This window comes from Acinetobacter sp. RRD8 (assembly GCF_031844225.1).
GTDB lineage: Bacteria > Pseudomonadota > Gammaproteobacteria > Pseudomonadales > Moraxellaceae > Acinetobacter.
In genome coordinates, this window is sequence record NZ_JAUZUU010000001.1 from 165,310 (window position 1) to 191,729 (window position 26,420).

The window sequence follows — 26,420 nt, forward strand, 5'->3', positions numbered from 1 at the left end:
CTGATGACTGAATCATCCAGACTTTTTTGTTTAAATATAAGCTTCATCCATAAAAAAACCACCTCAAATAAGGTGGTTTTTAGCTTTAAGAAATATTATTTCTTAAACGGAAATGCATATTTCACAATACGTTTGATTACGCTGCCATACTGTTTTACCAGACTGGCATTGTTGTAGTTCAAACCATATTTTTCACACACCGCCTGAACTTTTGGCGCCATTTGGCGGTAACGACGGGCAGGCACATCAGGATACAGATGATGTTCAATCTGGTGACTTAAATGACCCGTCAAGATATGGAATGCTTCAGAACCGGTCAGGTTAGATGAACCACGAATCTGGCGCATATACCAGTGACCACGGCTCTCATTTTGCAGTACCGATTTCGGGAACACCTCTACATCTTTGGTAAAGTGGCCACAGAAAATAATACTGAACGTCCAGATATTACGCAGACCATTGGCCACCATATTACCCGTCAAAACTGGCAAAGCAGCAGGACCTGCAATCAATGGAAAGAACACATAATCTTTAAACAATTGTTTACCGATTTTGTTCTGCATTGGGCGCCATTCTTCTTTGGTCTGCTCTTTGCTTTTGCGACCTTTGAAATATTTACCCAATTCAAGGTTCTGAATGGCCACGCCCCACTGGAACAGCAAACAGAATGGCACCGCATAAATCGGTTGTAATAAATAACCCGGTTTCCAGCGCTGTTCCGGGAAGAGGCGTAATAAACCATAACCGATATCATCATCCATACCCTTGATATTGGTATAGGTATGATGCTTAAAGTTATGTGTTTGACGCCAGTTGTCTGAAGTCCCTACGATATCCCATTCATAGGTCTGACCATTCAATTTAGGATCATTCATCCAGTCATATTGACCGTGCATGACGTTATGACCCAGTTCCATATTTTCCATGATTTTGGCAAAGCCCAACAGGCCTGTCCCCAACAACCACGCTGGCGGGAACCAGCCTGCAAACAGCAAAGCACGACCGGCAATCGATGAATAGCGAATGGTTGAATAGACACGACGGATATATTTGGCGTCTTTTTCACCCAGATCATCTAGCACTTCTTGCTTAATCGCATCGAGCTCACGTGCAAGTTCATCAAGTTCAAACTGGGTTAATTCACGGTTTTTAGGATTTTTAAAATACTGTAATTTTACTGGCATATTCATAGGATAAAACTCGCTTATAAGTCGATGACAAGGTCAGTCTGCGCTGAGTTAATACAAATTTTGAGCAGGTTGCCGGGTTCGGTATTTTGTGCACCGTTGACCAAATTCTTGGTCGAACCTTCTACTTTATTGCAGGCACATTTATTACAAATGCCCATACGGCAACCATGGGTCGGTTTAATATTTTGCTGTTCCAGGCTCACTAGAATGGATTGGCCTTTTGGAATGCTGACAATTTTTTTCGACTGGGTCAGGGTGACATTAATAAAGCCGGTATCCGATTGATCCGCCAAGCTCATGCTAAATGCTTCACCTTTAAACTGTTTTGCCTGAGCAAAAAGCTGTTCTGCTTTAGATACAAAACCTGAAGGGCCACAGCAATATACGATGCTATTTTCCAGATTTTGCAGATCGGTCAGATAGGTTTCATCAAGACGTGCAGCAGCTGGCTGTTCTTGAGTGGCATACACATGAAATGAGAAATTTGCATGTTTTTGAGCAAGTTCTTCAAACCGTGCTTTAAATGCGGCATCCTGATCTTTTTTAACCCAGTACCAGAGCGTGATCGGTGCAGATAGTTCACCTTTTTTGCTCATGCTTTCCAGCATACTGAGCATTGGAGTAATACCACTTCCTGCCGCAAGCAAGATCAATGGACTTCTCTGCGCAGGCAAGGTCATATCACCATAAGGCTGACCAAATTCGATCACATCACCCACTTGTGCCTGCTCTGCAAACCAGGTGCTGACTTTACCGGCATTGACTTTTTTCACGCTTAGCAATACATGCTGAGAATCGACACGGGTCAAGCTATAGCTACGTTCATAACGAATGCCATTCACTACCACATAGACCGGATGATGCTGCCCTGCTTCACCAAACTTAAATAAGCGATTCACCTGAATTTTCAGACTCAGCATATCCTGTGCTGCATTTTCTTTGTGCACGATCTTGCCTAATGGCTGATTCAACGACCATACAGGATTGAGTTTCTGAATCCAGAAATTAATCGCATGCTGATCGATTACACTGTCAGACAGTGCATTCAACGGCGTTTTAAGTTTTTGGAGTACATGCATCGTTTGCGACATCACCTTGGGTTTTTAATTATTATACACATGTATATATATTTGTATATACAACCGTATTGTTTCTAATCATTTCACAAGCTTGACTGGCTCGGTTATAATAAAATGATTCATGCATGAACCTATCGATGAACGAGCCTTCAATGAAAATAAGCAGTGACGCATCTTTATTACAATCGAAAAGCATTGATGAGCCGATTATCGTACGGAGTGTCGGTCGCAAGGCCACCATTACCAAGGAAGAACTGTTTCAGGCTGCGTTGAATCTGATTGGGCCACAAAAAAGTATTTCCTCTTTAAGTCTACGTGAAGTCGCGCGTGAAGCTGGTATTGCACCGAACAGCTTCTATCGTCATTTTAAAGATATTGATGAACTGGCCATTGAGCTGATTGATCGTGCCGGAATTGTATTGCGTCAGATTTTGCATGAAGCACGTCTGCAAGCTTCTCGCCAGAACAGCATCATCCGCAGTTCTGTGGAAGTTTTTATTGCCCAGCTGGATGCCGATGAAGGCAATCTGAGCCTGTTATTACGTGAAGGCTATACTGGCTCCAAGTCTTATAAACAGGCGGTAGAACGCCAGTTAAATTATTTTCAGCAGGAACTTCAGGAAGATTTGATTCGTCTGGAACGCCTAAACAATAAGAAGTTATTTCATCCGGATATTGCCGCCAAAGCCATTACCCAACTGGTCTTCAACATGGGCGCCAATGTGATTGATATGCCTGCCGAAGACCGCAAAGAAATTGCCGAACAGACCATGATCATGATCCGGATGATTCTGGAAGGTGCACGTCATCTGGAAGATTCTCAGCTACGTTAATTTTCCGATTTGCATGAACTAGTATAAAAAGAGACGTAATCAGCGTCTCTTTTTTATGATGATTACAAAAGTGCGAGTTGAGCTTTGACTGCCTTTGCAGTGGCTTCCGGATACTCAAGCGGGAACATATGCCCGCCCTCGACCACAGAATAATTAATCCGATAAATCTTGTGCATCCCTTGTGGCAACCCCTGCTGATAAAACTGGCTTTGCTCTGCAGTCATCAGATGCATCGGCACTTCAGGCGGTCGGCGTGGCGTTCTCCACCACCAGGCTGGCACAGTCCGGAAGATTTCCGCTTCTATCTGTTTTGGAATAGTTAACGTCACCCCACCACGTTCAGGTTCTGGCTGAATGCCGCTCTCGATATAATCAGCAAAACATTGCTCATCGAAATTTTTAAATAGACGGTTAGATCGCAAAGCTTCAATCGCGACCTGTTTCGATGACCAATGATCTTTGCGTTTTAGCGTAATTCCTGCGGGTGTATAACGATCGACACTTTTTAGATTCAGCTTTTTCATCAGTTCGAACATGGCGCTGTTTTTTCCAATCACAAACGGTGGATCCATAATGACCAGTTTAGAAAACAGTTCGGGACGGCGATACGCCGCCATCAGGGTCACCAGACCGCCGAAGGAATGCCCTAAACCAATCACCTGTTGATGAGGGAATTGCTGCTCAATATCTGCAATGACTTCATCGACCAGATAACGCCAGTCTCGCGTAATTGGATATTGCGGATTCATGCCGATAAAGGGAATCGCTTTGACTTCATAGTCTTGCTGAAAACAATGCAAAAACTTTTGATAAGTTGCCGCAGGGATACCATTAGCATGAGTAAAATGTAGGGCTTGTTTCATTATTTTTTAAACGCAGCGCGTATTCATCCTGAAATCATCGAATGAGCTTACTGATCTATTCCTTGATTCGGCAGTGCAAAAATGCTCAAAACATGACCTCAAAGTCATTTCTCTGCACTTCTTCAGAATTTAAAGTCTATTTCTGCGATACAGTCAAATGTTGCATCGGTAGAAAAGTCGCGCCGCAACTGGCCTTATCCCCCGCGATGACCACTGCCCGTCCTTTGACAGTAATAGACAAATTGCTGGAAATTGCGGTGACCAGAGTCTGACATTTGGGACAATAATGCTTCATCCCATTTAAATGCACGGCAATACCATTGATCAAAAAAGAGAGTTCACATTCAGTCACCATGCCGCCATGACTGGTCTTTGTGCCAAGGGTAATCAGTGCTTTTGACATGCTTTGTCATTCTTATTATTCAGTAGACTGATTTTAAACAGGAGAAAAATGACAGACCAGCATTCTCCGACAAGAAAATAATAAACCCGGATTTTTCCCATAAAAAAAGCAGCCCGAAAGCTGCATTTTTTAATGATTTAAAGCTTAAGGCTTGACGACGACCATCACCTGAATGGCTTCCGGTGTTACCGATAGACCATCCAGCAGGCTTAGACCTTCTTTCTGCAACTTCTGTAAACGCGCAATTTCATCTTCACGGATACTTGGGTTGAACTGCTTCAAATAGGTCAGGCGATCAATTTCATATTGCCATTTATTGCCATACACTTCTTTGGCTTGCTGCTTGAAGCCCGGCAATTCACTGCGTGCCAGTTCAAGCGCCTGTTGATAACGTGCTTCGATCACATCACGACGTGCTTTCACCACCTGACGACAGCTATTGCCATCTAAATGATGCAGGTACGGTTTCAGGATTTCTGGTGCGATCTTCTGTGATAAATCCTGACCTTTTTCACTCAGCAAGACACGAATCAACTGTTGCGGCAAACTAGACGGCAAGTTCAATGCTTTCGGTGCTACCACATCGACCTTGAACCAGACTTCTAACAATACCGAACCTTGTGGCAATGCTGCAGATTTTAGTACCGCAACGTTGGTGCTACCAAAGCCTTGCGTATTGATCATCTCCATCACGCTTTCAGTGAATGGATGTTCAAGTGTCAGGTATTGCGCATCTTCACGAATTTGTGCCTGATCACGATAGAAAGTAGCGGTAATTCCCTCTTCATCCAGCGTCAAACCTTGAACCTGCATTTGATCGGTTGGCTTGATGATCACTGTACCGTTACTTTGCTCATCAAAGTCGATATTCGTGGACGCCATAAAGCGCTTCATGAAAATCGGCAAAGTGGTATTGTCGTCATAATCTTCAAGCGCGTTGACAATTTCCTGTGCTACCACCGGACGGCAAGAGTTGTATTCCAGCAGACGGTCACGACCTTCCTGCAATTCAGCTTCCAGCGCTTCACGTTGCACGCTGACTTCTTCTAGCAGGTCTTCAAACTCTTGTCCTTTATCCGCCAATAGACAGTCTTTCAAGCGAACAATAAAGTTTTCTTGCAAGGTCTGTGCAGTTGGAGAAATATTGCTGAAAATATTCAAAGCTTCGTTATACCAGCGGAACATACGTTCTTGCGCAGTTCCTACCAGATAAGGCACGTGAATCTGAATGCGGTTTTCCTGACCGATACGATCCAGACGACCAATACGCTGTTCCAACACGTCCGGGTTCGCAGGTAGGTCAAACAGAATCAGGTCAGAGGCAAACTGGAAGTTACGTCCTTCTGAACCGATTTCCGAACAAAGCAGAATTTGCGCGCCATACGAATCTTCAGCAAAATATGCTGCAGCCTGGTCACGTTCTAATAAGCTCATGCCTTCATGGAACATTGCGGTACGAATACCGGCATGCAAACGCAGTACATTTTCCAGCGCTTCAACCACTGGCCCGCTACGCGCAATCAGTAAGACTTTCTTGTGTTTTAAATCGGTACGCAAACGCTCCATCAGCCACATCACGCGTGGATCGGCTTCCATCCACGAGCCATCTAGCTGGGCTTCTTCAGGCCACATTTGCTCACGTAATTTACCGTCTTTAGACCAGTGTTCTGGTGCCGGTAATGGTGCGGGCTGACAGTCACGTCCCGGGAAGCCCTGAATTGCTTCACGCGTATTGCGGAACAGAATACGGCCTGTACCATGACGGTCTAAAAGTTCGTGAATCGCACGGAAACGCTGTTCAGGAAGATCCTCAATTGGATGTCCTAACAAGGCTTCAATCGCAGTGAAATGCTCAGCTTCTAGCGGCAGATCTGACATCAGCACTTCTGCAATTTTAGCCGTATGCTGATATTGCGCTTCTTCATCGAGGAAACGATCCAGCGAGTTAAAACGTTGCGGATCAAGCAAACGTAGGCGTGCAAAGTGACTTTCCACACCGAGCTGTTCAGGTGTCGCCGTCAATAACAACACGCCCGGCGTATGTTCAGCCAGTTCTTCGACCAGATCATAACGGTCATTACCGCCATCTTCTTCACTCCACATCAAATGATGTGCTTCATCGACCACCAGCAAGTCGAAACCGGCTTCTAGTGCCTGTTCACGCAAATCTTCATGGTCGACCATCAAATCGACAGAGGCAATAATTTTTTGTTCGGTCAAGAACGGGTTTTGTTCAGGATCATGTTCTTTGATCGATGCAGTACGGGTCAAGTCAAACAGCGAAAACTCAAGATTAAAACGACGACGCATCTCGATCATCCACTGATATTGCAGTGAATCCGGTACTAAAATCAGGATGCGTTCAGAACGGCCGGTTTTGAGTTGTTGATGGATGATCAGACCCGCTTCGATGGTTTTACCCAGACCCACTTCATCGGCCAGTAATACACGCGGTGCAAAACGCTGACCGACTTCATGTGCAATATACAGCTGATGCGGAATCAGGCCGACACGTGAACCCACCAGACCACGCAGTGGACTGCTTTGCATATTGGCCTGCATCAGCAACGCTTCAATACGCAGGTCATACCATTCTTTATAATCAACCTGACTGGCCAATAAACGGTCTAAAGGCTTAGACAATTGGATGGTTGCACCAATACGGGTTTCATTCAGCGATTTACGTTCTTCAGTTCCATCTTCCAAGGTACGAACGACGTGATAACGTACCACGCCATTGCGGTCTTCAACGGATTCTACAATCCACTTGGTCCCTTCCTGATCCTGTAATTCATCTTTCACATTAAATACGATACGAGATAAGGGTGCATTGCTGCGTGCATAGACGCGGGTTTCATCGCTTTTCGGGAATAAAATGCTGACCGACCGCTCATCAACATCAATAAGAACGCCTAAACCGAGTTCTGTTTCAGTATCTGATAACCAACGTTGACCAATAGCAAATTGCTGCAATTTTTCCACCTTTATCTTAAGTACAAGATTATGAATATTAGGCTCAATCACGAAACGTCATTGGAGCAAAATTTCACACCTTCAAGCAATGTATTTTGACATAAAGCCCACTAAAAAGTGAGCATAATTCACGCCGATTAAAGAAGTATTTCCTAGAACGGCGCCGGACAATAAAATTCGACCAACTGCTCTGTTTGAGGATGATAAAAACTCAAACGTTCCGCGTGTAAACATAAACGCGAGCTGAGCTGTTGCTGTTCGGGTGTCGCATATAAGGTATCGCCAATAATCGGATGTCCGAGATATTGCATATGCACCCGTAGCTGATGTGAACGGCCGGTAATTGGGATCAGTTTCACCCGGGTCACAGGCTGTCCCTGAATATTAAAATGTTCAATCGCCTGCCAATGCGTGATGGCCGGCTTATGATGTGTGGGATCTGCGATATGTAAAGGCGGACGGCTTGGATCATACACCACTGGCACTTCAATAGTGCCTTCACCTTCGAGTGTACCTGCAACCACAGCCTGATAGGTTTTATCAGTCTGGCGTTCCTGAAACTGGCGGGAAATGGTTTTTTGTCCCCATTTGCTCAGACCAAAGGCCAAAATACCGGATGTATCGCGATCCAGTCGATGAATCAGTAAAGTTTTGGGTTCTAATTTGACCAGACGGTTGATCAGGCAATCTTGTAAGTCTTCTGTTTTACCGGGAACTGTGAGTAAACCTGCAGGTTTGTGGATGACCATGAAATCGTCATCACGATGTATCAGATGTTCGGTTAGAAAATTACTCAAAGTTCAATCCCAGGCTGATCGTGAAAAACAAGGCGGCAATGATAGAAAGCTTAGCCAATAATTACAATGCGCATTTATGTAAATGACGATGAAATTTCCGATTTAGCGCATAAAATTGCTCAATCGCAGCGCATCAACCTGAGGATTGTAAAATGAAGCCTGCCAATTCATGCAAAGACGGATGTTTTAGCACATCTTCATAACGGATATTGGCACCATGCGCACGCCATATACCGACCAGACTCACCATCGCTACCGAATCCAGACCATAATTTTTTAAATCGACATAGGGATCAATTTCTAAGGCATCTATATCCAGCTGTTCCGCGACAGCCAACATAATGCCTTTGGTTGACAATACATATTCTGACGGCGCACTTAAATCCCATAAGCGAGTCAGGCTATAGGTATTTAAGTGATGTATCCCCTGTGCCGAAATATTTTCAATCCACTGAATATGCTGATCTTGATTTGCCAATAAAATCGCATCATCGACCACACCGATTTGATCCGTCACACTCATCAGATGCGGCAAAATCTGTTTCAGCATCGGTGTAACCTGCCCGGCAAAAATCAGCTGCGGATGCGTTGAGGCATATTCTCCCAATTGCTGCATGCCTTGCATCAAATCATCACCGTACAAATCAACAATCGGAATATCCAGCGCTTTGGCTTTATTGGTTAGTTGAATCAAATTCACCATGAGTCCACTCTCTTGTATGCCCTGTTGCATACGCAAGTTTTGCAATCCAACTAAAACCAAAACAGATTGTGTTGAGGACAGCTGCCATTTAGCTTGGGATGGAGCAAGTTGGATTTTTTTGGGCATAGAGTACAGCATGGGAGGCTCTTATAAATACAAAATAGCATGATGATTCATGCTATTTTAGTTTAGCATTATTTGAAAAACACTTTGATTTCACAGATGATTATTGTTCTAATTTCGTATAATCGCCATTATATTAAATATGCCTAGAGTTGATTAACGCGACTATCCTAAAAATAGGGTGATTTAGCCAAATAAGGACTAAATGCTAAAACTAAAATAAGCAAAAGAGGAGTATCTGAGGCACTAAAAATCACTCTGCCCAATGAGTCCACTCAAAAATTTTCTTCGGGTCATCAATTTCATAAATTCGCCACTTCTTATCTAAAAAACCTAATGGAAAAACCTCATTCGATATATCGTTTTGAATAAAGTGGTTAAGAATATAAATGCTTGAATTAAGAATATCTAATACGTTATTTGATAACATTTTTTTTGTATTTTCAATGCTATTTTTCTTTTTTGAATGAATAATTTCATTTCTAAGGGTTTCTAATTCTTTAAACATTGACCAATACTTGATTTGCTTAGGTGATTCACAGTTCAAAATATTTGGAATAATTTCAGTGAGTTTTTCTGAAGTTGGTATCCATTTTTCAATTTGAGAAATTTCATAGACTTCTTGAATACCTTTTGAGTTTGTTTTTTTATAAACGAAGTCATTAGGGATTGTGGCGTTGCAAAATGCTTCAACTGCTTTATAAGAAAAAACAGATGCTATTTGTATTGTTCAATATAGTCATAAAATAACGAGACATTTTCACTATAAAAATCTTTATTCTTTTCCATATCTTTTTTAAGTTTTTCTAGTAGATTTTCAGCTTCATCTCTAGCTTTAGTAAATATATTCAATGATAGTCCGATCTCATTAGGAAGCGATAAATTGATCTCTTTATTATCAATTTTTAAATCTAACATTCTCTGTAAAAAAACCAATTGATCGTTTTTTTTAACATTATAAATTAAGGGTTTTGAGCACCTAATATCTGGAATTTTGTAAGAGCCGAAACCTGTCTCAGATTTAGAGTAGCTGTTCACAACATGAACACATACCATTTGTAAATTTACTAAAGCTACGTTCATAAAAATTCCTTCAAAATCATTTTTTTATAGTTATAGATAAGAATTGAGCGAGTGTCTACGAGCGATGACTGCTTCTGTCGCATTTGAAAATTAAGTTTTCCTAAAATTAATATAATACATGTTATATGAAATCCTCTGTAAATTTCATTTTAAAACAAACTCTTATATTGGTGTAAAAAGCCCAATCATTAGCGATTGGGCTTTTTAGCTGACATTTCACATTCCACGCTTCATTTTGGAACATCTTTGGATGATTTTATTAAATTGAGCTGATCAATTTCTATTTTAGATTAGCTTTGCTGCGCCAAAAACTTCTCAATCGCTACCTGTGCAATCTCCGCATCTTCAAACGACTTTACACCTGACACGCCCATTGCACCTACCAACTGCCCTTGATACATAATCGGTTCACCACCTTCCAGCATTCCTGAGAAACTTTCCATGGTCAGAAAACCCATCTGTCCGCCTTTGATAATATCCTCAAACAGCTTGGATGGATGGCGACCCATTGCAGAACATCTGGCTTTTTCGATGGCCAGATTTGCAGTCATCGGTGCTGCACCATCCATACGTTTCATCGCAAGCAAATTACCCGTTTCATCTACGACTGCAATACTGACATTAAAACTGTTCTGAATGGCATATTGATGGGCTTGATCTAATAAAAATTCCGCATCGCTTAAAGTCAAATAATGTTTGGTTTGCATGAAAATGATCTCTAATTTTAAATGTAATTCCCCCTAAGCCTGAGCCATATATAGCGCAAGAATACTGGAGGAAGTCTTTAAATTTTCATTTCTATTCGATAGATGAAAGCCCTCTCCTTTAAGGAGAGGGTTTGGGAGAGGTATTACGCTTTCATCTCAGCAAAAGTTTCTTTAGCCGCTTGAATCGTGTAAGCAATATCTTCATCACTATGCGCAGCAGAAATAAATCCTGCTTCAAAAGCAGATGGTGCAAGGTTTACGCCACGATTTAACATGCCATGGAAGAATTTACGGAACGCATCGACATCGCATTTCAGCATAGAGTCGAAGCTAGTAATATCTTCCTGATCGGTAAAGTAAAGACCAAACATACCGCCCACTTGTTGGGTCTTGAATGGAATGCCTGCTTCATCAGCAGCAGTTTGTAAACCGGCGAGCAATTTTTCGAGTTGTGCGGTTAATTTTTCATAAAAACCTTCGGTACGTAAATGCTTGAACATCTCGATACCGGCACGCATTGCCAGTGGATTACCCGACAATGTACCTGCTTGGTATACCTTACCCAATGGTGCAATACATTCCATCACTTCACGCTTACCACCAAAAGCGCCCACTGGCAGACCTGCACCAATGATTTTACCTAAAGTGGTTAAATCCGGAGTAACGCCATAATGTGCTTGCGCACCACCCAAACCGACACGGAAACCGGTCATTACTTCATCAATGATAAACACTGAACCATGTTCATCACAGACATCACGAATCGCTTGCAGGAAACCGTCAATTGGTTTCACCAAGTTCATGTTGCCTGCGACTGGCTCAACAATCACGCCGGCAATTTCCGAACCAAATTTGGCAAAGCATTCTTTTAAAGTCGCGATGTCGTTATATGGAAGTGTCAGCGTATGTTTTGCAAAATCCGCTGGCACGCCTGCAGACGTCGCTTCCCCTTCACCACTGGTCAATAAACCTGAACCGGCTTTTACCAATAATGAATCCGAATGACCGTGATAACAGCCTTCAAATTTTACAATCTTGTCACGGCCAGTATAACCACGCGCTAAACGAATCGCGGTCATGGTCGCTTCTGTACCCGAGTTGGTCATACGAACCAGCTCAATCGATGGCATGATCTCGCAGATAATGTCTGCCAGTGTGGTTTCATGAACTGTGGGCGCACCAAAGCTCAAACCGTCTACTGCGGCATCCTGAACCGCTTTAATAATCGCTGGATGCGCATGACCCAAAATCATCGGCCCCCATGAACCTACATAGTCCACATAACGTTTGCCATCGACATCATACAGATACGCACCTTGGGCTTTTTCGATAAAGACCGGCGTCCCACCGACACTATTAAATGCGCGTACAGGTGAATTGACGCCACCCGGGATATGTTTATTGGCTTGTTTGAACAATTGTTCTTGCTTTGGAGATAAGCTCATGAAGGCACTCGACTCAAAATTAAATCAATCAAAAAATTTTATGCTATAGCTTGAAAAAGCGCAGACCATTCATCTAAACGTTCAGGAATGGCATTCATAGGAAGTCCCAATATATCACTAATCACCGCGCAATAATCCGCACCTGACTCAATGACATCCTTTGAATTTTCAACCGTTAAACCACCAATGGCACAGAGAGGCACGTTCAATTTTTCTTTGGCCAGTTTTAAGGTTTCAAGACCAATATTACCCGCTTCAGGTTTACTATCAGTCGCATAAATTGCTCCAAATGCCACATAATTCGCACCATCGGCAATGGCCTGTTTAGCCAGCTCAAGTGAGTTATTACAGCTACGGCCAATCAACACGCCTTTAGGCAAACGCGCAACAGCGTCGACAATCGAACCATCATCCTGGCCTAAATGCACACCCACGCCGTATTTAACCGCCATTTCCAGATCATCGTTAATCACGAAAGGTACGCCATATTCAGCACACATGGCTTTCATGTACTCGATTTCGTAAATTTGATCTTCTTTCGCCACTTTTTTACGGCGATATTGCAAGACCGCAACACCACCATTGGCCATTGCACCTTCCAACTTCGCCAATAAAAGCTCTAATGGATCATCATTGGTAATTAAATATAAACCGCGCATCTTGCTCGCCACTTGCTAGGATGGCTCTATTATAGGCATAACTCGGTTTAATTGCCGCCATCTTGCTGTTTCTAAGACTGGGCAGCAACAGATTTGCAGTTTTTTAGCGCAATTTGTCAATTAAATCTCAAATATCACCATTTTCAGGGATATACGGACTTTCAAATCTGCGTTTTAATGGCCTTATAACAATAATTATAACGTGTTAATGCTTACGCCCTCCGACAAACGCTTTTAGGATTTTGCAGATAACTTGGTGGAGAAGTTGCAAAATTCTAAGAGCGATTTTTTTGTCTTTTTTTCGCCTGGCTCAAGCGTACTCAAATTAATTAATATTAAAAATACCCATTTTCAGGGATAGCCCAATCGGCGCGAAGCGTCTTAAATAGCCTTAGACACAGAAAATAAACAGAAAAATAAATACCTGTGTTTGTAATACCCGATCCTTTCTGGTTTTGAGTCATTCGTTTGTGGGAAAACGTTTCAAAGCCAGAAAGGATCTTTTACTTTCAGCACAAATCCACATGAATTCTTCTATGAATATTTACACAATAGCATGAGCAAAATCTTGAACATTTATTGGTAGCAAACAGGCATAAAAAAAGCCCGGAGAAGGTCGCTCCAGGCTTGGAAAACTGATGTATTAATTAAAATATAATGGTTGATCAAAAAACCTAATCTGCAATACCATAATTATTAGAATAATAATTCTAGACTTGCAAGGCTTTTATCGAAATTTCATGCTTTAAGTGGGCACATTCCGATAAAAGTCATTCTGGCTTAACGGGAAATTTTATCGTATTTAAGGTCGATCAGACTGATATTACCACGCAGGACATCGGCAAACATGCGCCAGTCCGAGATAAAGCTATATACAGGCTGTTTGAAGCTGGCTGGTTTATTGCGCTCAAAGATAAAATGACCGACCCAGGCACAGGCATAGCCCGAGAGTAAACCATATGCAAAATATCGCGGCTTGCCTTGACGAATGGCTTTGGCAAAACAGTATAAACCGATGCTACTGCCGGCCACGTGCAGACGGCGGCTAATAATATGCCGATGCTCAGTCAAATAGAAGCGATAAAATTCATGATAGTTCTTAATCGGCATCTGGGGCTGAACCATCACCTCATTCTTACTTTCTGGTTGTACTTGTACATTCATCTATCATCATCCTGACGTTTTTTGTTTTACCTTAGCGTATATTTTAGCCAAATAACAGCCTTTTGATGCGCGCTTCAATGCATCTTGCACATCCCCGTGAAGGCCTGAATCCGATCGTTTTAGCCTAAAATGAACCGATGAAATCTAAGTTTCAAACTTCTGTTTAAGCTTTTTATGCTCAGTCAAGTCTTACATGCATTTTGATTTTGGTTACAATCTGCTGCGCACAAATCTAAAAATATAATTGCGGCTGCTGTCCGCCTCATTTTAAAACCTTATTCAAGTGAAGATTCAGTACTTAATTGCACTGAACAGATAGGATGATCATCATGGTTGAAGTTGAACTCAAGTTCCAGATTCCTGCGGCAAGACGCACTGCGCTGCTCAAGGCACTTGATCCGAAAAAGTCTCAACAGATCCAGCTTCAAGCCAAATATTATGATACGGTCGACCGTCAACTGGCCCGGCATGGGGTAGCACTGCGTCAGCGTCTGGAAGGTACACGTTGGGTTCAAACCCTAAAAGCGGCCGGAAAAAGTCATATCGAACGCTTTGAACATAATCATGATCTAGGGGAATTAACCGCATCTCCTGAACTGGATTTAGATATTTATAAGGAATTTCCAGAAGCCGGGGCAATTCTCAGCAATGCGCTCGGCAATCAGTTCGACCAGCTCCAACTCCAGTTTGAAACCGATATTTCCCGTACGTTAAGGGTGATTGACTATGAAGATACCCAGATCGAAGTCAGCCTGGATATTGGACAGATCCGCACACAGGAGGCCGAGCAAGAAGTACATGAAGTCGAGTTCGAACTAAAAAATGGTTCAATTCAACATCTACTGGCGTTTAGTTTTGAATGGGTCAAGAAATACCAGCTCTGGCTCGATGTACGCAGCAAGGCTGAAATAGGCAATCTATTGGCCACTTCACAGCGCGTCAGTCCTGCGACCCTTAGCAAAGAATTTCAGATCAGCAAAAAAGACAGCGCCAGTAAAACCATGTACAGTCTGATTGCACAGCAGATGCAGCATTTATTGCCGAATATCGCGGCGATTGCAGCTCAGGTTGCAGAGCAGGAACATATTGATCAGGCACGACTGGCACTGGATCACTTATATCTGACCTTGCTGCTCTTCAAAGACTGGCATCCACAGCTTTCGGACAAATGGGCACATCAACTGGCGGCCTTTAAGCAGCAATTTGAACATTTGCAACATTTACAGCATATGCAAAACAGCTTGGCCGGCTTCCTGCAAAATCCCACCACGGCAGAAAACCTGAGCAAAGATATTCTGTATGCGCAGGAGAAACTCGGTAATCTGGTCAAATCTACCCAGAATGTGCATCATTATCTGGAATTACTGATGTTCAGTTTAAATGAAAATGAGCATGCCTCGCTGGACTTGAAAACTGCTGCTCAAACTGCCTTGCAACAGCAATATAAAGCTTTGCAGGAACAAATGAACCAGACCGATATCACTGATTTTGAAAGTCTGGATCAATTGTCGGGCCGGATTCAGGAGCTCAAATTCAGCTTTCCGATTTTAACCACGATCTATGATGTCAAAAATTTGCAGAAATACAGCAAAGCGCTGAACGATGCTCAACTGGCAGCCAGTGAATATCAAACTTTGGCCTCTTCTGCAGTTTATATTCAGCAGACCGAGCTGGAAGCAAGTGACTGGTTTGTGCTGGGCTGGCTGACCGCCAAGCAGGAAGTCTATGCGCAGAAACTGCTTGAAGCGACCGAACAGTTCTTGGTCAGTCGTAAATTCCTGAAATAAACATATTGAAATAAATATCACAAGAAAAACTCAAAGCACGCCTTCTCTGGCGTGCTTTTTTGTTGCAGAAGCACATCACACCCCTGCCGATCTTTGGGCTATATTAATCTATAAAACCCACATCGCGGAGGAATGACCCGATGGCAGAAATAGAACTCAAATTCCAGATTCCGCCACAGTCTCGTGTACAATTTGAACAGGACATTCAGAAACTTCAGCCGACTCGGCATCGTCTGTGTGCACGCTACTTTGATACTGAAGCGCAACAATTACAACAACATCAGATTGCCCTGCGGCAACGTCTGGAAGACCAGCAATGGATTCAAACCCTGAAAGCAGCGACTGAACAACAATTTGAACGTTTTGAACTTGAGCATGAATTAAAAAGTCCTCCGGAACATTGTGATTTTCAGTTATATCGCAAACATAAACCGGCGAAAAAAATCCTAAAACAGGCGCTCGGTGATTTAGAGACACCACTCATTTTACAATTTGAAACTGATGTCGTACGCTATGTCCTGACAGAAAGTCATCTGGACAGTCAGATTGAAATTGCCTTTGATGTCGGAGAAATTCGACACAATGATCAAGCCATCGATATTTATGAAGTCGAATTTGAGCTTAAATCCGGCCAGCTGAGTGAATTGATTGATTTCATTCAGCCCTGGGTTCAGTGTTATGCTTTGTGGCTGGATACACGGAGCAAATCGGAACGCGGTTATGCCTTATTACATGGCGAAGAGAATCTGCCGGTTCAGCATCAGCTTCCCTTAGTGCTTGAACAGAAAGATCAGATCAGTACGATTTTGCAAAAGATTGTTGCCAATTGCCTGACTCATCTTTTCCCCAATGCTACTGCAATTGCTGCCGAGAATTATAATAGTGATCATGTGCATCAGGCACGTGTCGCGATTCGGCGTTTGCGCAGTGCCTTTAAAATTTTCCAGTCCGTGACCGAACATGTACAGCCAGAATGGCCAGAACAGCTGCGGGATATTTTTCAGCAACTGGGTTCTACCCGAGATCGTGATGCCTTGGCAGAAAGCCTGATTCCACAACTAGAAAAAGCAGGTTCCCCCTTACTGAAATTACCACCACACCGACAAAAACAGCCAGATATCAGTGCGCTGTTCAGAAGTCCTGCTACCGTAGAACTAATGCTGCAACTGTTCAGCTTTAGCCAAGAAAAAACGGATAACAAAGCCAAATCTTCTCATAAGATTTTATGTAAAGGCCTGAGCAAGCTGCATCAGCAAATCTGTCAGGATGCCGAGAACTATCAAGAACTGGATATTGAATCCCGGCATCGGACACGCAAACGGGTCAAACGCCTACGCTATAACGTAGAATTCTTACAAAGCCTGTTTCCTGAAAAAGAGGTTAAAGCCTATCTAAAAGCCTTAAAACCCTTGCAGGAAAGCCTCGGGCATTATAACGATCTGTTTGTAGCAGACGAATTATTCAGACCTTATGTCAAACAACAGGCCAAGGCCTGGTTTGTGCTGGGCTGGATAAGTGCGGAACAGCAGCGTTTGTCGAGTGAAGCAGCAGAGCGTTTACAGCAGTTTGCAGAAAATACCAAGCCCTTCTGGTAAGACCGGGCTTGGTCAAACTGTGCTAGCGATATTTGCCGAATACTTTCCAGGTATTATTGTCTGCCAGAGGATCGTTATAACTGTCGCTGCGTTGCTTGCGTGGCTTATCGCGTGCATCGACCAGTTCAAAATGTGGCTCAACACTCAGCACAATCCCATTCACATAAAAACGGGTGCGCGTATATTCGCTCTGGCCATGCTGAAACACATAAGTGCGTAAATCCACAAATTCACGGTGTGCCACCAAAGCTGCAGTATCGTCACTATCAAGCCACTGCCGCATGGCTGCAATCTGCTCGGGTTCGAACTGGCCGCATTTTTCGATCAGGCTGGCGACCCCACGAAAAGTTTTGGATTCCTTGGCGCGGGTTTTATTAATGCGAATCCGGTCAACATGAAAATAAAACAGCGGCAAGTTTAAATAACTCGGCAGATGGATCGCATCCAAGATTTCATCTTCCATAAAAGGCTGAAACAGATCCTGTGCCCTTTCAATCAGCCCGAGCCACTGGCTATAGTATTCATCTACCTGTGACTGGCTGCCATAATAAATCGGCAAGCCTTCAACATTGGCTAGATTTGCTGGTGGCCAAATATTCTGGCGCAATAAGGCAATATCACTTTTTAGGCTTTGTACTGCAATCGCATCCTGCATGGCATTCACTTTTATATGCTTAGGCTATTTTTTAGATTAAGGCAAAGGTTTAGTTTCTGCAAGGCTTTGCCTATAATTAACGATTGAGATTTTAGTGTTAGGAACAAATTCATGGTTCAAAAGATTGAAGCAACCGATGTAACCGAAGAAGAAGCGTTAAATGCGGCATTCTTTGAACGTGCTGATGAATTTATTCAACAAGCCAACGAGTTTTGTCGCGTAGAAAAAGGCTCACAGGAAAAACCGAGCGATAAGCGCGGTCAAGTCAGTGCGGCGATGTTATTTGGTACTGCCCGTTTCAATACCTGGGTGGCAGCGAATAACTTTAAAGATGGGAATGAAATGCGCGATGCCAAAGATCAGGTCATGTCTTATATCTTGCAGCAATTTCAAATGATGCTGGAAGATAACTATGATGAATACTGTGAACAGTTCGAAAACTATTTACGTTTCCGTCACAATGAAGAGTTTCATGCCAACAAGCATAACCATGATCACAAGCATGATCATTGATTAAAATACGAAAAGCCCCGCGGGGCTTTTTTTATTTGCTGTCATTTATCATATTGACTTTAAAGTGATTTAAGCACTATATAAATTGAATAATAAATAAACGAAAACAAGGCATAGCATGCAGCAACTTCCCTTCCCGATCATTGACCCTCATATCCACCAATGGGATCCGTATAACACGCCACATGCGGCAGCGCTCGCGGTCAAGCTGTTCGGCAAGCACCCCAGATTGCTGGACAAAATGGTGCGGCTGCTAAAACCTAAAGATGTAATTGAGACCATTGGACTGACTCAGCATCTGACCGCCCCTTATCTGCCTGCGAATTACAAGAAAGATCTTGGGCATTACGAAATCGAACAAATTGTACATGTCGAAGCCAGCTGGCATGATCAGAAAGGTACAGGCGTGGTGGATGAAACCCATTTTATCGCCGGACTTCCTTTTGATCAGCATAATATCCGGCTAGGTGGGATTGTCGCCACGGCGGACCCACGACAGAAGAACTTCAAGCAACTGATTCAACTACATCGAGAAGCTTCTCCCAAGTTTCGCGGCATCCGTAAAATGGCTGCGGTACATCCGGATAAAGGGATTCATGCCTGGACCAATGAACCGCATCTCTATCGCAACAAAAATTTTCTGAAAGGCTTTGAGGAACTGGCCAAGCAAGATTTAAGCTTTGATGCCTGGGTATATTCTCCCCAGATTGCGGATGTTACTGCGCTGGCCAAAGACTTTCCAAACACCCCTATTGTGCTGGATCATCTGGGTACGCCCGCAGGTTTATTTGGCAAGGTGGGCAAAGCTACAGGCAAGACCGAACAAGATCGCGCCCAGATATTTGCAGACTGGAAAGATCAGTTGACAGAACTGTCTGAATGTCAGAATGTATCGACCAAAATGTCTGGTCTGTTTATGCCCGTTTTAGGTCATGATTTTCATCAGCAGAAACGGCTGGCAAGTAAACAGGAATTAGTGGAACGTGCAACTCCCTTGATCCAGCATGCTTTAGACTGCTTTGGTTCTAAACGCGTGATGTTTGCATCCAACTTTCCAATGGACAGTGTCAGCAGCTCACTCACCAACATTATTGATGCCTTTAGCGATATTGTACAGGACTACAATGAAAATGCGTTAAAGCCGATCTTTTATGAAAATGCTAAAGCGTTTTATAAATTAGAAGAATAAGAGTCTGGATCCTTAAAAAAGGAGGAAAATACATATGCTCTGGGAAGAAATGATCGCTAGTCCCTTGTCAGAAAAGCTTTTATATACTTGCTTGGTGATCTGTTTTAGTGGAATCGCATCCTACTATTACCAACATATGATCCACTTACCCTTTAATAAAGATATCGCTTTAGGATCAATCTTGGTATCAGGTGGTATTTTCCTTTTTCTCTTTGCCACTTTCTGGTGGAGCTTGCCCTGCGCTGTATTATCTGGTGTTTTAGGTGGAATCCTGTTCACCAGAAAAGTTACTTAAATTGGGCTTTTAATAATATGGTAAATAAAAAAACCCCCTCATTTGAGGGGATTTTTTTTATCAACACTATGATGTTTTAACTTGCTTACCATACTGATCAGCCATCACTTCAACCAGCTGGTCCGGCTTGATGTATTTTTTGATCATGGCATCAATATCAGCTTTATTCAGTTTAGCAATCGCCTGATCACGTTTTTCCCGGTAAACCAGATTACGGTCTTTTTCCAGCTGTGGAATCAGCATAGTATGAATACGACGATCATCTTCAAGTGCAGTTAAACGCTGTTTTAAGATACTGGCTTTTGCCGCTTCGACTTCCTGTTCAGTCACGCCACGTGTCAGCAGTTCATTGAGTACCTTATGCACTGCTTGGGAAACCTGTGCGGATTTTCCAGCCGTATAATTGGCACTAATCATCATGGCGCCCACATCTGCCCATTCATCGAGTTGCACATCTGCACTAAAACCATAGACCAGTGCATTTTTCTCGCGTAGCTCCTGTGCCAGTCGTGACGATAACTGTGAATCACCCAGAATATAACGAAATACCTGTAATGCAGGTGCATCGGCATGATCTGCACCGACCGGCATACTCATGAATGCTTCATAACTTCCGAATTCACGCTGCTCGGACAAAGCATGAATTTTCTGGGCTGGGTAGCTCCGATATTCCGATTTTAGACGCTCATAAGGCTGTGCAGCTTTCCAGTCTGAAAAACTGTTTTTCAGTACATTTTGCATCGATTTCGGATTAAATTCGCCCGTAACCGCGATTTGCGCATGTTGGGTTTTTAAAAACTGCTGATACAGTGCCACAACCTGTTCGCGAGTCGCTTTCTGATACTGTTTTTTGGCCAGTTCAGGCTCGAAATGGAAACGCAGATCGCCAGGCTGATAGATCTCGAGAGTTCGCGCCATCGTCAAGCTCGACACCGTATCTGGTTCAGTATAAGGACGATCCAGACTGGATAAAGTCTGCCCCTTGATCAAGTCAAACTGGCTTTGCTCAAATGCCGGGGTTTTCAGCACATCAACCACATACTGGAAAAATTCTTCAAACTTTTCTTTTTTGGCGCTGATCTGCAAGGTCAGGCCATTACCGGATGCACCAGCAGTCGCCGAACCGCCTACTTCAATAATTTTATCGGCAATCTGCTGCAAGCTTTGAGTTTTCGATGAGCGCAACATTAAATAAGCGGTCAGGTCCAGAATCTCGCCTTTATTCATCAGTCTTTGAGCGGTACCAAAATCCAGTGAAATTGTGGCATAAACCTTGTCATCGCGGGTATTCGTCGGAAACAGTGCATATTTAATGCCATTTTTCAACTTGCCACGCTGAATCTGCTGATCCTTGCTATACAGATATTGCTTGGATTCCTGTACATATTGCTTCACTTCAGCCTGATAAACACTAACATCTTTCAGTGGCTCTTCTGCTTCAGCCTGTTGATCCAGAGTTTTTGCCGGTGCTTCTGTTTGTGCCAGTTCCTGCGCTTTTTTCTGATCTTCCGGTGTCGGTAAAATATTGCCAGAAATACGGTATTCAGGTTTTAAAAAATTCTTATAGACCTGATTGATGTGATTCACATTCAGGTTTTGAATCGCGTTTAGATCTTTAAAATACTGGTTCCAGTCACCCGAATACGCCACTGCATAATCGCTTAAACGTGAACCCAAAGCAGTCGCACTATTTTTAATATTGTCGGCCTGATTTCGGGTCAGATTTTTAGCCCGGTTCAGTTCTGCCTCGGTAAATGGTTGACTATGTTCTACGCCTTGAATCAGGCCTTGTTCAATATCCTGTGGCTGATGATTCGGTGCATAGATTGCTCCCATAAACACCAGATTAAAGTCTTTATCAAGCCACGTACTGGATTGCACCGCAGTTGACTTACCAGTTTCCACCATGCTCTGATAGAGATGTCCACTCGGTTGCAAAGTATAGAGCGTTGGCGAAACAGCCAAAGCCGTTTTAATATTTTCTTCTGATTGGTTTAAATAAATATTAAACCTAGCCAGATCACTGCCTTTCTTTACTGTAAATTCACGCTGTTTGATCTGTTCCGGTTTAAGCGCTGGGACTTTCACTTGCGCTGGTACATTTCGGGATTGAATCGGACTGAAATGCGTATCCAGCTGTTTTAATACCTCTGCCTTATCAAACTTACCCGAAATCACCATGAAGGCATTATTGGGTGCATACCAGTGACGGTAAAAACGGTTTAGTTCCTGCATATTGATAGATTGCAGTTCATTCAGATCACCAATCGGCAAACGGCCTAAATACTGATTACCATAGGCCGATTTAAATACCTGATCGATCAATACCGAAAATGGCTGGTCCAGCCGGATTTCACGCTCGCGTTTTACAATATCAATTTCAGTCGGTACATATTTTTCCTGAAGCACCAGCTTGTCCATGCGTTCGGCTTCCAGCAAAATAACTTCACTCAGCGCAGTTTTTTCAGGACGGATCACATTGGTATATTTAGTCGAGTAATAATCAGTGCTGGCATTGGTCATCAGGGTATATTGATCCAGTCGACGCTGGAATTCATCCCCTTTGACATTTTCAGTGCCTTTAAAGGCCAAATGTTCCAGCAGATGCGCTAGACCACCCTTGCCTTGAGGATCATTTAGGGAACCGGTCAGATAGACCGTATTCATAAAAATCTTATTTTCTTTATCATTCGGTGCCAGGATAATGCGCAGTCCATTATCCAGTCGGTATTCTTCAATATTCTGTTCCGTTTTCACCAAAACAGGCTGTGCAAAACTTAGTACACTACAGCCAGACAATACAATCGCCAGACTTAAATTTTTATAACGTAGCAACATTCTTCATCCAAATTATAAATATAAATTTTTATTCGCGCCCATCTTAGAGAATGATTCTTTTTCTGAATAATCTATTCCAAGCCGAATCATCAAAATAACATGCCGCCTCACCTGACGACATGTATATCTATGTAAGTATAAAAATTATAGATAAATTTCAGCCTGCATATATAATTTTCCATAACCGGAAATTTCAATTCGTTCCTGATCTTGCAAGGCACAATACAATACCCCACCACGTGCTGATGCCTGATAGGCGACCAGTTCATTTTTACCAAGCTTCTCGGCCCAGAGCGGCGCGATTCCGGTGTGAATCGAACCGGTTACCGGATCTTCATTGATGCCATTACTCGGTGCAAAATAACGTGAAATACAGTCATATTGCATGTCTTGTGTGGTGATTACGACATCTAGAAAGGTATTCTGAGCAGTAATGGCTGTACGCTTGCCATTCAACTGTTTCAACAGTTCAAAATCAGGCATTTCATCCAGCACATCCTGTACCGATTCATATTCAATAATATAGCCCTGCGCGTTCAGATAAACCTGTTTAAATGGTTTATTTAAGGCCTGTCTTAAGGCCTCAGGATATTCAGCAACAGGCTCTGCACGACGGATTGGAAAGTTCATTCTGATCTTGCCATCCGCATCCTGCCGGACCACAAAGATGCCAAAATCTTTCACATGAAAATGAATCGTTTTCCCTGTACCAAACTGATTGAATAATACAAAACTGCTGGCCAATGTCGCATGGCCACAAAAATCCACTTCCTTGGTTGGCGTAAACCAGCGGATCGCATAATTGTCACTCTCCATAACTTTAACAAAAGCCGTTTCCGACAGATTATTTTCCAAGGCGATATTTTGCATCAGACCATCTTCAAGCCAGTCCTCCAGCACAATTACGGCGGCTGGATTGCCTTTAAACAATTCTGTAGTAAACGCATCCACTTGGTACATTTTCATTTTTTGAATTCCTGAATTCCCGATCTCTAGTTTAAAAGCTTTTTTGCAAGAATAAACTTGAATATGTTAATGATCTCATTAATCTGGCCTATTAAATAAATAGAGCAAATGGTGTTGCATGACAAACTCCCATCTTCAAAGCGTTCCCTTAGAAAAAGCTTATCGTCTGATTACCCATGGACCTACTGTGCTGGTATCTGCTCAAGACCAGCAGGATACAGATGTCATGGCAGCGGCCTGGGCATGCGCACTGGAATTCAGTCCTGCCAAAGTGACCGTGGTTCTGGACAAAAGTACCAAAACCCGAAATATTATTGAAAAATCAGGTTATTTCGCGCTGCAAATTCCGACACTGAAACAGCTGAATATGGTCTATCATCTGGGCACACAGAGCCTGTATGATGTGCCGGACAAACTGGCACAATCCGGAGTAGAACTATTTCATTTTCCTGATGCGGATATTCCTGTAGTACAAGGCTGTGCGGCCTGGATACTTTGCGAACTGATTCCCGAGCCGCATAACCAGCAAATGCATGACCTGTTTATTGGCAAGGTGATTGCAGCCTATGCCGATGATCGGGTCTTCCGCGACGGCCACTGGCATTATCATGAAGTGGCTGAAGAGTGGAAAAGTATTCATCATGTAGCCGGCGGGCATTTTTACACCATCGGCAATGCGGTGAGCATTGATGATCCGGAATTATAAATTTTTCAAATTTGGAATAAATGAAAGTAATCGCGGATGATCAGATGATATCAACCAGCACCAGAGCATCCGAAATTATGCTACTTTATCCATAATCCTCATTTGGTCTGATGCGTTATGATACCTTTTAAAATTCACTGTATTGATGTCCAGAATTCACTGCAAAATTATATCTGGTTGCTTGAACATACCGCGTCGCATCAGGTGGCTGTGATTGATCCAACCGAAGCAGAATTGGTACAAGACTATTGTGCCGAACACGGTTTAACTGTAAGTCAAATCTGGCTGACTCACTGGCATAAAGATCATATTGGCGGTGTGCCGGGGTTAATCCAAGGAAAAAATCTGCCTGTGTATGGCCCACGGGCAGAACTAAGCAAAATTCCGTTTATCACCCATCCGCTTAAGCATGAAGAACAGTTTAATTTTCATGGAATAGATATCCAGGTAATTGCTGTACCCGGGCATACACTCGGCCATATTGTTTATTTTATTGATGCAATTGATGTGCTGTTCTGCGGCGATACCTTATTTGCCATGGGTTGTGGCCGGGTTTTTGAAGGAACATTTGAACAGATGTATCATTCTCTGTCCCGTCTGGCTGCCTTGCCGCCGCGCACGCAGGTGTATTGCACTCATGAATACACTCTGTCAAATGCACAGTTTGCCAAACACGTTGAACCGGACAATTCGGCAATTCTGGAACGCTTCGAGCAGATCGAGCGTTTGCGTATGTTAGGCCAGTGCACACTGCCAAGTAGTATTGAAGATGAATTGCAAACCAATCCTTTTCTACGTGCAGAAAGCGTGGAAGAATTCCAGCGTTTAAGAACCCTGAAAGATCAGTTTTAAACCGGATTCAAAGCTGAAGATAATGCTTCAGCCGACTTTATTTATTTGTCATTTGCGATGCATAGAATGTCATTGAAAGGCACGTACAACTTTTGCACAAGTCGGAACACGTTGATCCTCCATCTAAAAAATGTCTTTCTGAGCCATTTTTCCTTTTTTATGATCAACCACGTCTCCTATTTTTTAGGAACTAATTTCAGTTCCAACACATGAAATAATGACTTATAAATAACAGTATGATATTGATTTAAATTGGAGAAATTCGTGGAACATTGCTTAAATAATCAGCATGGAACCTAATAAATTATTTAAAAAGCCCAATTCACTTGAATTGGGCTTTTTAAAAACTATAAAGATATGATTTATATATAATAAAAAATAGAATTTCGGATAACGTGTATTATGTTAATTTTAGAAAATCGTAATAGGATAATAAAAATCTATATTGTTTTAAGAAAACTCTCTTATGATTAAATCTCTATAGTTCTTTTAATATTTGCTATGTATCAAAGAATCAAACAATGGGCTAAATCAATCAAAAAAGACATCTTGGTTGTTTGGCTTATTGCAAAAGACAAGCGAACGCCCAATTCTTTAAAGCTTTTAGCTTTAATTATTGCTGCCTATGCCTTCTCACCAATTGATTTAATTCCAGATTTTATTCCCGTACTGGGGTATTTAGACGATATTATTATTGTACCTTTAGGTATTTTATTAGTTATCAAGCTTACCCCACAAAACATTATAGATGATTGTAGAATTCTTGCAGAAACCTTAGTTGAAAGGCCTATAAACTGTTGGGCCGCAGGAATTATTATCCTGATATGGCTTGTAGTATTGGGATATTTAACCATGTACTTCATGAACGATTCACTGTCTATACTGTCTATTTTTGACAAGTGAGATTTAAATACCCTCTCTCATTTGCACCCATTTAATATAATGGGCATTATTCAAAATTAAACTGTAAACCAAAATAGAAATAAAATGTCTGCTTTCAGA

25 protein-coding genes are annotated in these 26,420 nt (G+C 42.6%); 9 read left to right on the forward strand and 16 right to left on the reverse strand.

Going from position 1 to position 26,420, the window contains the following annotated elements; translation table 11 throughout:
- Positions 1 to 95: 95 nt before the first annotated feature.
- Together Q9R24_RS00805 and Q9R24_RS00810 are read right to left on the reverse strand one after the other, a co-directional pair.
- A complete protein-coding gene (locus Q9R24_RS00805) occupies positions 96 to 1,190 on the reverse strand; it encodes an acyl-CoA desaturase (protein ID WP_004279989.1) in 1,095 nt (364 codons plus the stop codon).
- A 14-nt stretch (positions 1,191 to 1,204) separates the two neighbouring features.
- The gene (locus Q9R24_RS00810) at positions 1,205 to 2,269 is read right to left on the reverse strand and encodes an iron-sulfur cluster-binding domain-containing protein (protein WP_311203505.1); all 1,065 of its coding nucleotides are present in this window, start codon (positions 2,267 to 2,269) and stop codon (positions 1,205 to 1,207) included.
- A gap of 152 nt (positions 2,270 to 2,421) precedes the next feature.
- Here Q9R24_RS00810 and fabR point away from each other — a divergent pair, with 152 nt between their 5' ends.
- Positions 2,422 to 3,102, forward strand: coding sequence for an HTH-type transcriptional repressor FabR (gene fabR, locus Q9R24_RS00815; RefSeq protein ID WP_004646648.1), 681 nt, complete (start codon positions 2,422 to 2,424; stop codon positions 3,100 to 3,102).
- A 62-nt stretch (positions 3,103 to 3,164) separates the two neighbouring features.
- On the opposite strand, the gene Q9R24_RS00820 is transcribed toward fabR, so the two are convergent.
- The 11 genes from Q9R24_RS00820 to Q9R24_RS00870 all read right to left on the reverse strand — a co-directional run bounded on the left by Q9R24_RS00820 (position 3,165) and on the right by Q9R24_RS00870 (position 14,022).
- Positions 3,165 to 3,965 (reverse strand): alpha/beta hydrolase, encoded by an 801-nt coding sequence (locus Q9R24_RS00820; RefSeq protein ID WP_311203506.1) that lies wholly within the window; start codon positions 3,963 to 3,965, stop codon positions 3,165 to 3,167.
- 136 nt (positions 3,966 to 4,101) lie between these two features.
- Positions 4,102 to 4,368, reverse strand: coding sequence for a PAAR domain-containing protein (locus Q9R24_RS00825; RefSeq protein ID WP_311203507.1), 267 nt, complete (start codon positions 4,366 to 4,368; stop codon positions 4,102 to 4,104).
- A gap of 144 nt (positions 4,369 to 4,512) precedes the next feature.
- Complete coding sequence (gene rapA / locus Q9R24_RS00830; protein ID WP_311203508.1) at positions 4,513 to 7,350, reverse strand: RNA polymerase-associated protein RapA; 2,838 nt, start codon at positions 7,348 to 7,350, stop codon at positions 4,513 to 4,515.
- 143 nt (positions 7,351 to 7,493) lie between these two features.
- The gene (locus Q9R24_RS00835) at positions 7,494 to 8,138 is read right to left on the reverse strand and encodes an RluA family pseudouridine synthase (protein WP_311203509.1); all 645 of its coding nucleotides are present in this window, start codon (positions 8,136 to 8,138) and stop codon (positions 7,494 to 7,496) included.
- Positions 8,139 to 8,271: 133 nt separating this feature from the next.
- Complete coding sequence (locus Q9R24_RS00840; protein ID WP_278356789.1) at positions 8,272 to 8,979, reverse strand: phosphopantetheine-binding protein; 708 nt, start codon at positions 8,977 to 8,979, stop codon at positions 8,272 to 8,274.
- A 238-nt stretch (positions 8,980 to 9,217) separates the two neighbouring features.
- Positions 9,218 to 9,472, reverse strand: coding sequence for a hypothetical protein (locus Q9R24_RS00845; RefSeq protein ID WP_311203510.1), 255 nt, complete (start codon positions 9,470 to 9,472; stop codon positions 9,218 to 9,220).
- Positions 9,473 to 9,681: 209 nt separating this feature from the next.
- Positions 9,682 to 10,047 (reverse strand): hypothetical protein, encoded by a 366-nt coding sequence (locus Q9R24_RS00850; RefSeq protein WP_311203511.1) that lies wholly within the window; start codon positions 10,045 to 10,047, stop codon positions 9,682 to 9,684.
- Positions 10,048 to 10,337: 290 nt separating this feature from the next.
- On the reverse strand, positions 10,338 to 10,754 hold the full coding sequence (locus Q9R24_RS00855; RefSeq protein ID WP_253147401.1) for a heme-binding protein: 417 nt from the start codon (positions 10,752 to 10,754) through the stop codon (positions 10,338 to 10,340).
- A gap of 143 nt (positions 10,755 to 10,897) precedes the next feature.
- Entirely contained in the window at positions 10,898 to 12,199 is a 1,302-nt protein-coding gene (gene hemL / locus Q9R24_RS00860) for a glutamate-1-semialdehyde 2,1-aminomutase (protein ID WP_004280005.1), read from the reverse strand.
- 38 nt (positions 12,200 to 12,237) lie between these two features.
- Entirely contained in the window at positions 12,238 to 12,858 is a 621-nt protein-coding gene (thiE, locus tag Q9R24_RS00865) for a thiamine phosphate synthase (protein WP_311203512.1), read from the reverse strand.
- A gap of 780 nt (positions 12,859 to 13,638) precedes the next feature.
- Positions 13,639 to 14,022: a DUF962 domain-containing protein gene (locus tag Q9R24_RS00870; protein WP_044109647.1), complete on the reverse strand. Its 384-nt coding sequence runs from the start codon at positions 14,020 to 14,022 to the stop codon at positions 13,639 to 13,641.
- A gap of 329 nt (positions 14,023 to 14,351) precedes the next feature.
- Between Q9R24_RS00870 and Q9R24_RS00875 the strand changes: the two genes are divergently transcribed.
- Together Q9R24_RS00875 and Q9R24_RS00880 are read left to right on the forward strand one after the other, a co-directional pair.
- A complete protein-coding gene (locus Q9R24_RS00875; protein ID WP_311203513.1) occupies positions 14,352 to 15,809 on the forward strand; it encodes a CYTH domain-containing protein in 1,458 nt (485 codons plus the stop codon).
- A 140-nt stretch (positions 15,810 to 15,949) separates the two neighbouring features.
- The gene (locus Q9R24_RS00880; protein ID WP_311203514.1) at positions 15,950 to 17,404 is read left to right on the forward strand and encodes a CYTH and CHAD domain-containing protein; all 1,455 of its coding nucleotides are present in this window, start codon (positions 15,950 to 15,952) and stop codon (positions 17,402 to 17,404) included.
- Between the two features lie 22 nt (positions 17,405 to 17,426).
- On the opposite strand, the gene Q9R24_RS00885 is transcribed toward Q9R24_RS00880, so the two are convergent.
- On the reverse strand, positions 17,427 to 18,059 hold the full coding sequence (locus tag Q9R24_RS00885) for a hypothetical protein (protein WP_311203667.1): 633 nt from the start codon (positions 18,057 to 18,059) through the stop codon (positions 17,427 to 17,429).
- Between the two features lie 111 nt (positions 18,060 to 18,170).
- Between Q9R24_RS00885 and Q9R24_RS00890 the strand changes: the two genes are divergently transcribed.
- The 3 genes from Q9R24_RS00890 (at position 18,171) to Q9R24_RS00900 (ending at position 20,056) form a co-directional block, all read left to right on the forward strand.
- Positions 18,171 to 18,572, forward strand: coding sequence for a DUF3144 domain-containing protein (locus Q9R24_RS00890; protein ID WP_004280011.1), 402 nt, complete (start codon positions 18,171 to 18,173; stop codon positions 18,570 to 18,572).
- Between the two features lie 118 nt (positions 18,573 to 18,690).
- The gene (locus Q9R24_RS00895; protein ID WP_311203515.1) at positions 18,691 to 19,761 is read left to right on the forward strand and encodes an amidohydrolase family protein; all 1,071 of its coding nucleotides are present in this window, start codon (positions 18,691 to 18,693) and stop codon (positions 19,759 to 19,761) included.
- Positions 19,762 to 19,795: 34 nt separating this feature from the next.
- A complete protein-coding gene (locus Q9R24_RS00900; RefSeq protein WP_159123777.1) occupies positions 19,796 to 20,056 on the forward strand; it encodes a hypothetical protein in 261 nt (86 codons plus the stop codon).
- Positions 20,057 to 20,122: 66 nt separating this feature from the next.
- Here the strand turns inward: Q9R24_RS00900 and Q9R24_RS00905 are convergent, their stop codons facing one another.
- Both Q9R24_RS00905 and Q9R24_RS00910 read right to left on the reverse strand, forming a co-directional pair.
- Positions 20,123 to 22,894: a pitrilysin family protein gene (locus tag Q9R24_RS00905; protein ID WP_311203516.1), complete on the reverse strand. Its 2,772-nt coding sequence runs from the start codon at positions 22,892 to 22,894 to the stop codon at positions 20,123 to 20,125.
- A 144-nt stretch (positions 22,895 to 23,038) separates the two neighbouring features.
- Positions 23,039 to 23,860, reverse strand: a complete 822-nt coding sequence (locus Q9R24_RS00910) for a PhzF family phenazine biosynthesis protein (RefSeq protein WP_253137738.1) — start codon at positions 23,858 to 23,860, stop codon at positions 23,039 to 23,041.
- 118 nt (positions 23,861 to 23,978) lie between these two features.
- Here Q9R24_RS00910 and Q9R24_RS00915 point away from each other — a divergent pair, with 118 nt between their 5' ends.
- From Q9R24_RS00915 to Q9R24_RS00925, 3 genes are all read left to right on the forward strand, one after another.
- Positions 23,979 to 24,566, forward strand: coding sequence for a flavin reductase family protein (locus Q9R24_RS00915; RefSeq protein WP_311203517.1), 588 nt, complete (start codon positions 23,979 to 23,981; stop codon positions 24,564 to 24,566).
- Between the two features lie 117 nt (positions 24,567 to 24,683).
- Positions 24,684 to 25,418: a hydroxyacylglutathione hydrolase gene (gloB, locus tag Q9R24_RS00920; protein WP_311203518.1), complete on the forward strand. Its 735-nt coding sequence runs from the start codon at positions 24,684 to 24,686 to the stop codon at positions 25,416 to 25,418.
- A 501-nt stretch (positions 25,419 to 25,919) separates the two neighbouring features.
- Positions 25,920 to 26,321 carry a YkvA family protein gene (locus Q9R24_RS00925; RefSeq protein WP_311203519.1) on the forward strand — a complete coding sequence of 134 codons (402 nt, stop codon included), beginning with the start codon at positions 25,920 to 25,922 and terminating at the stop codon, positions 26,319 to 26,321.
- Positions 26,322 to 26,420: the final 99 nt, after the last annotated feature.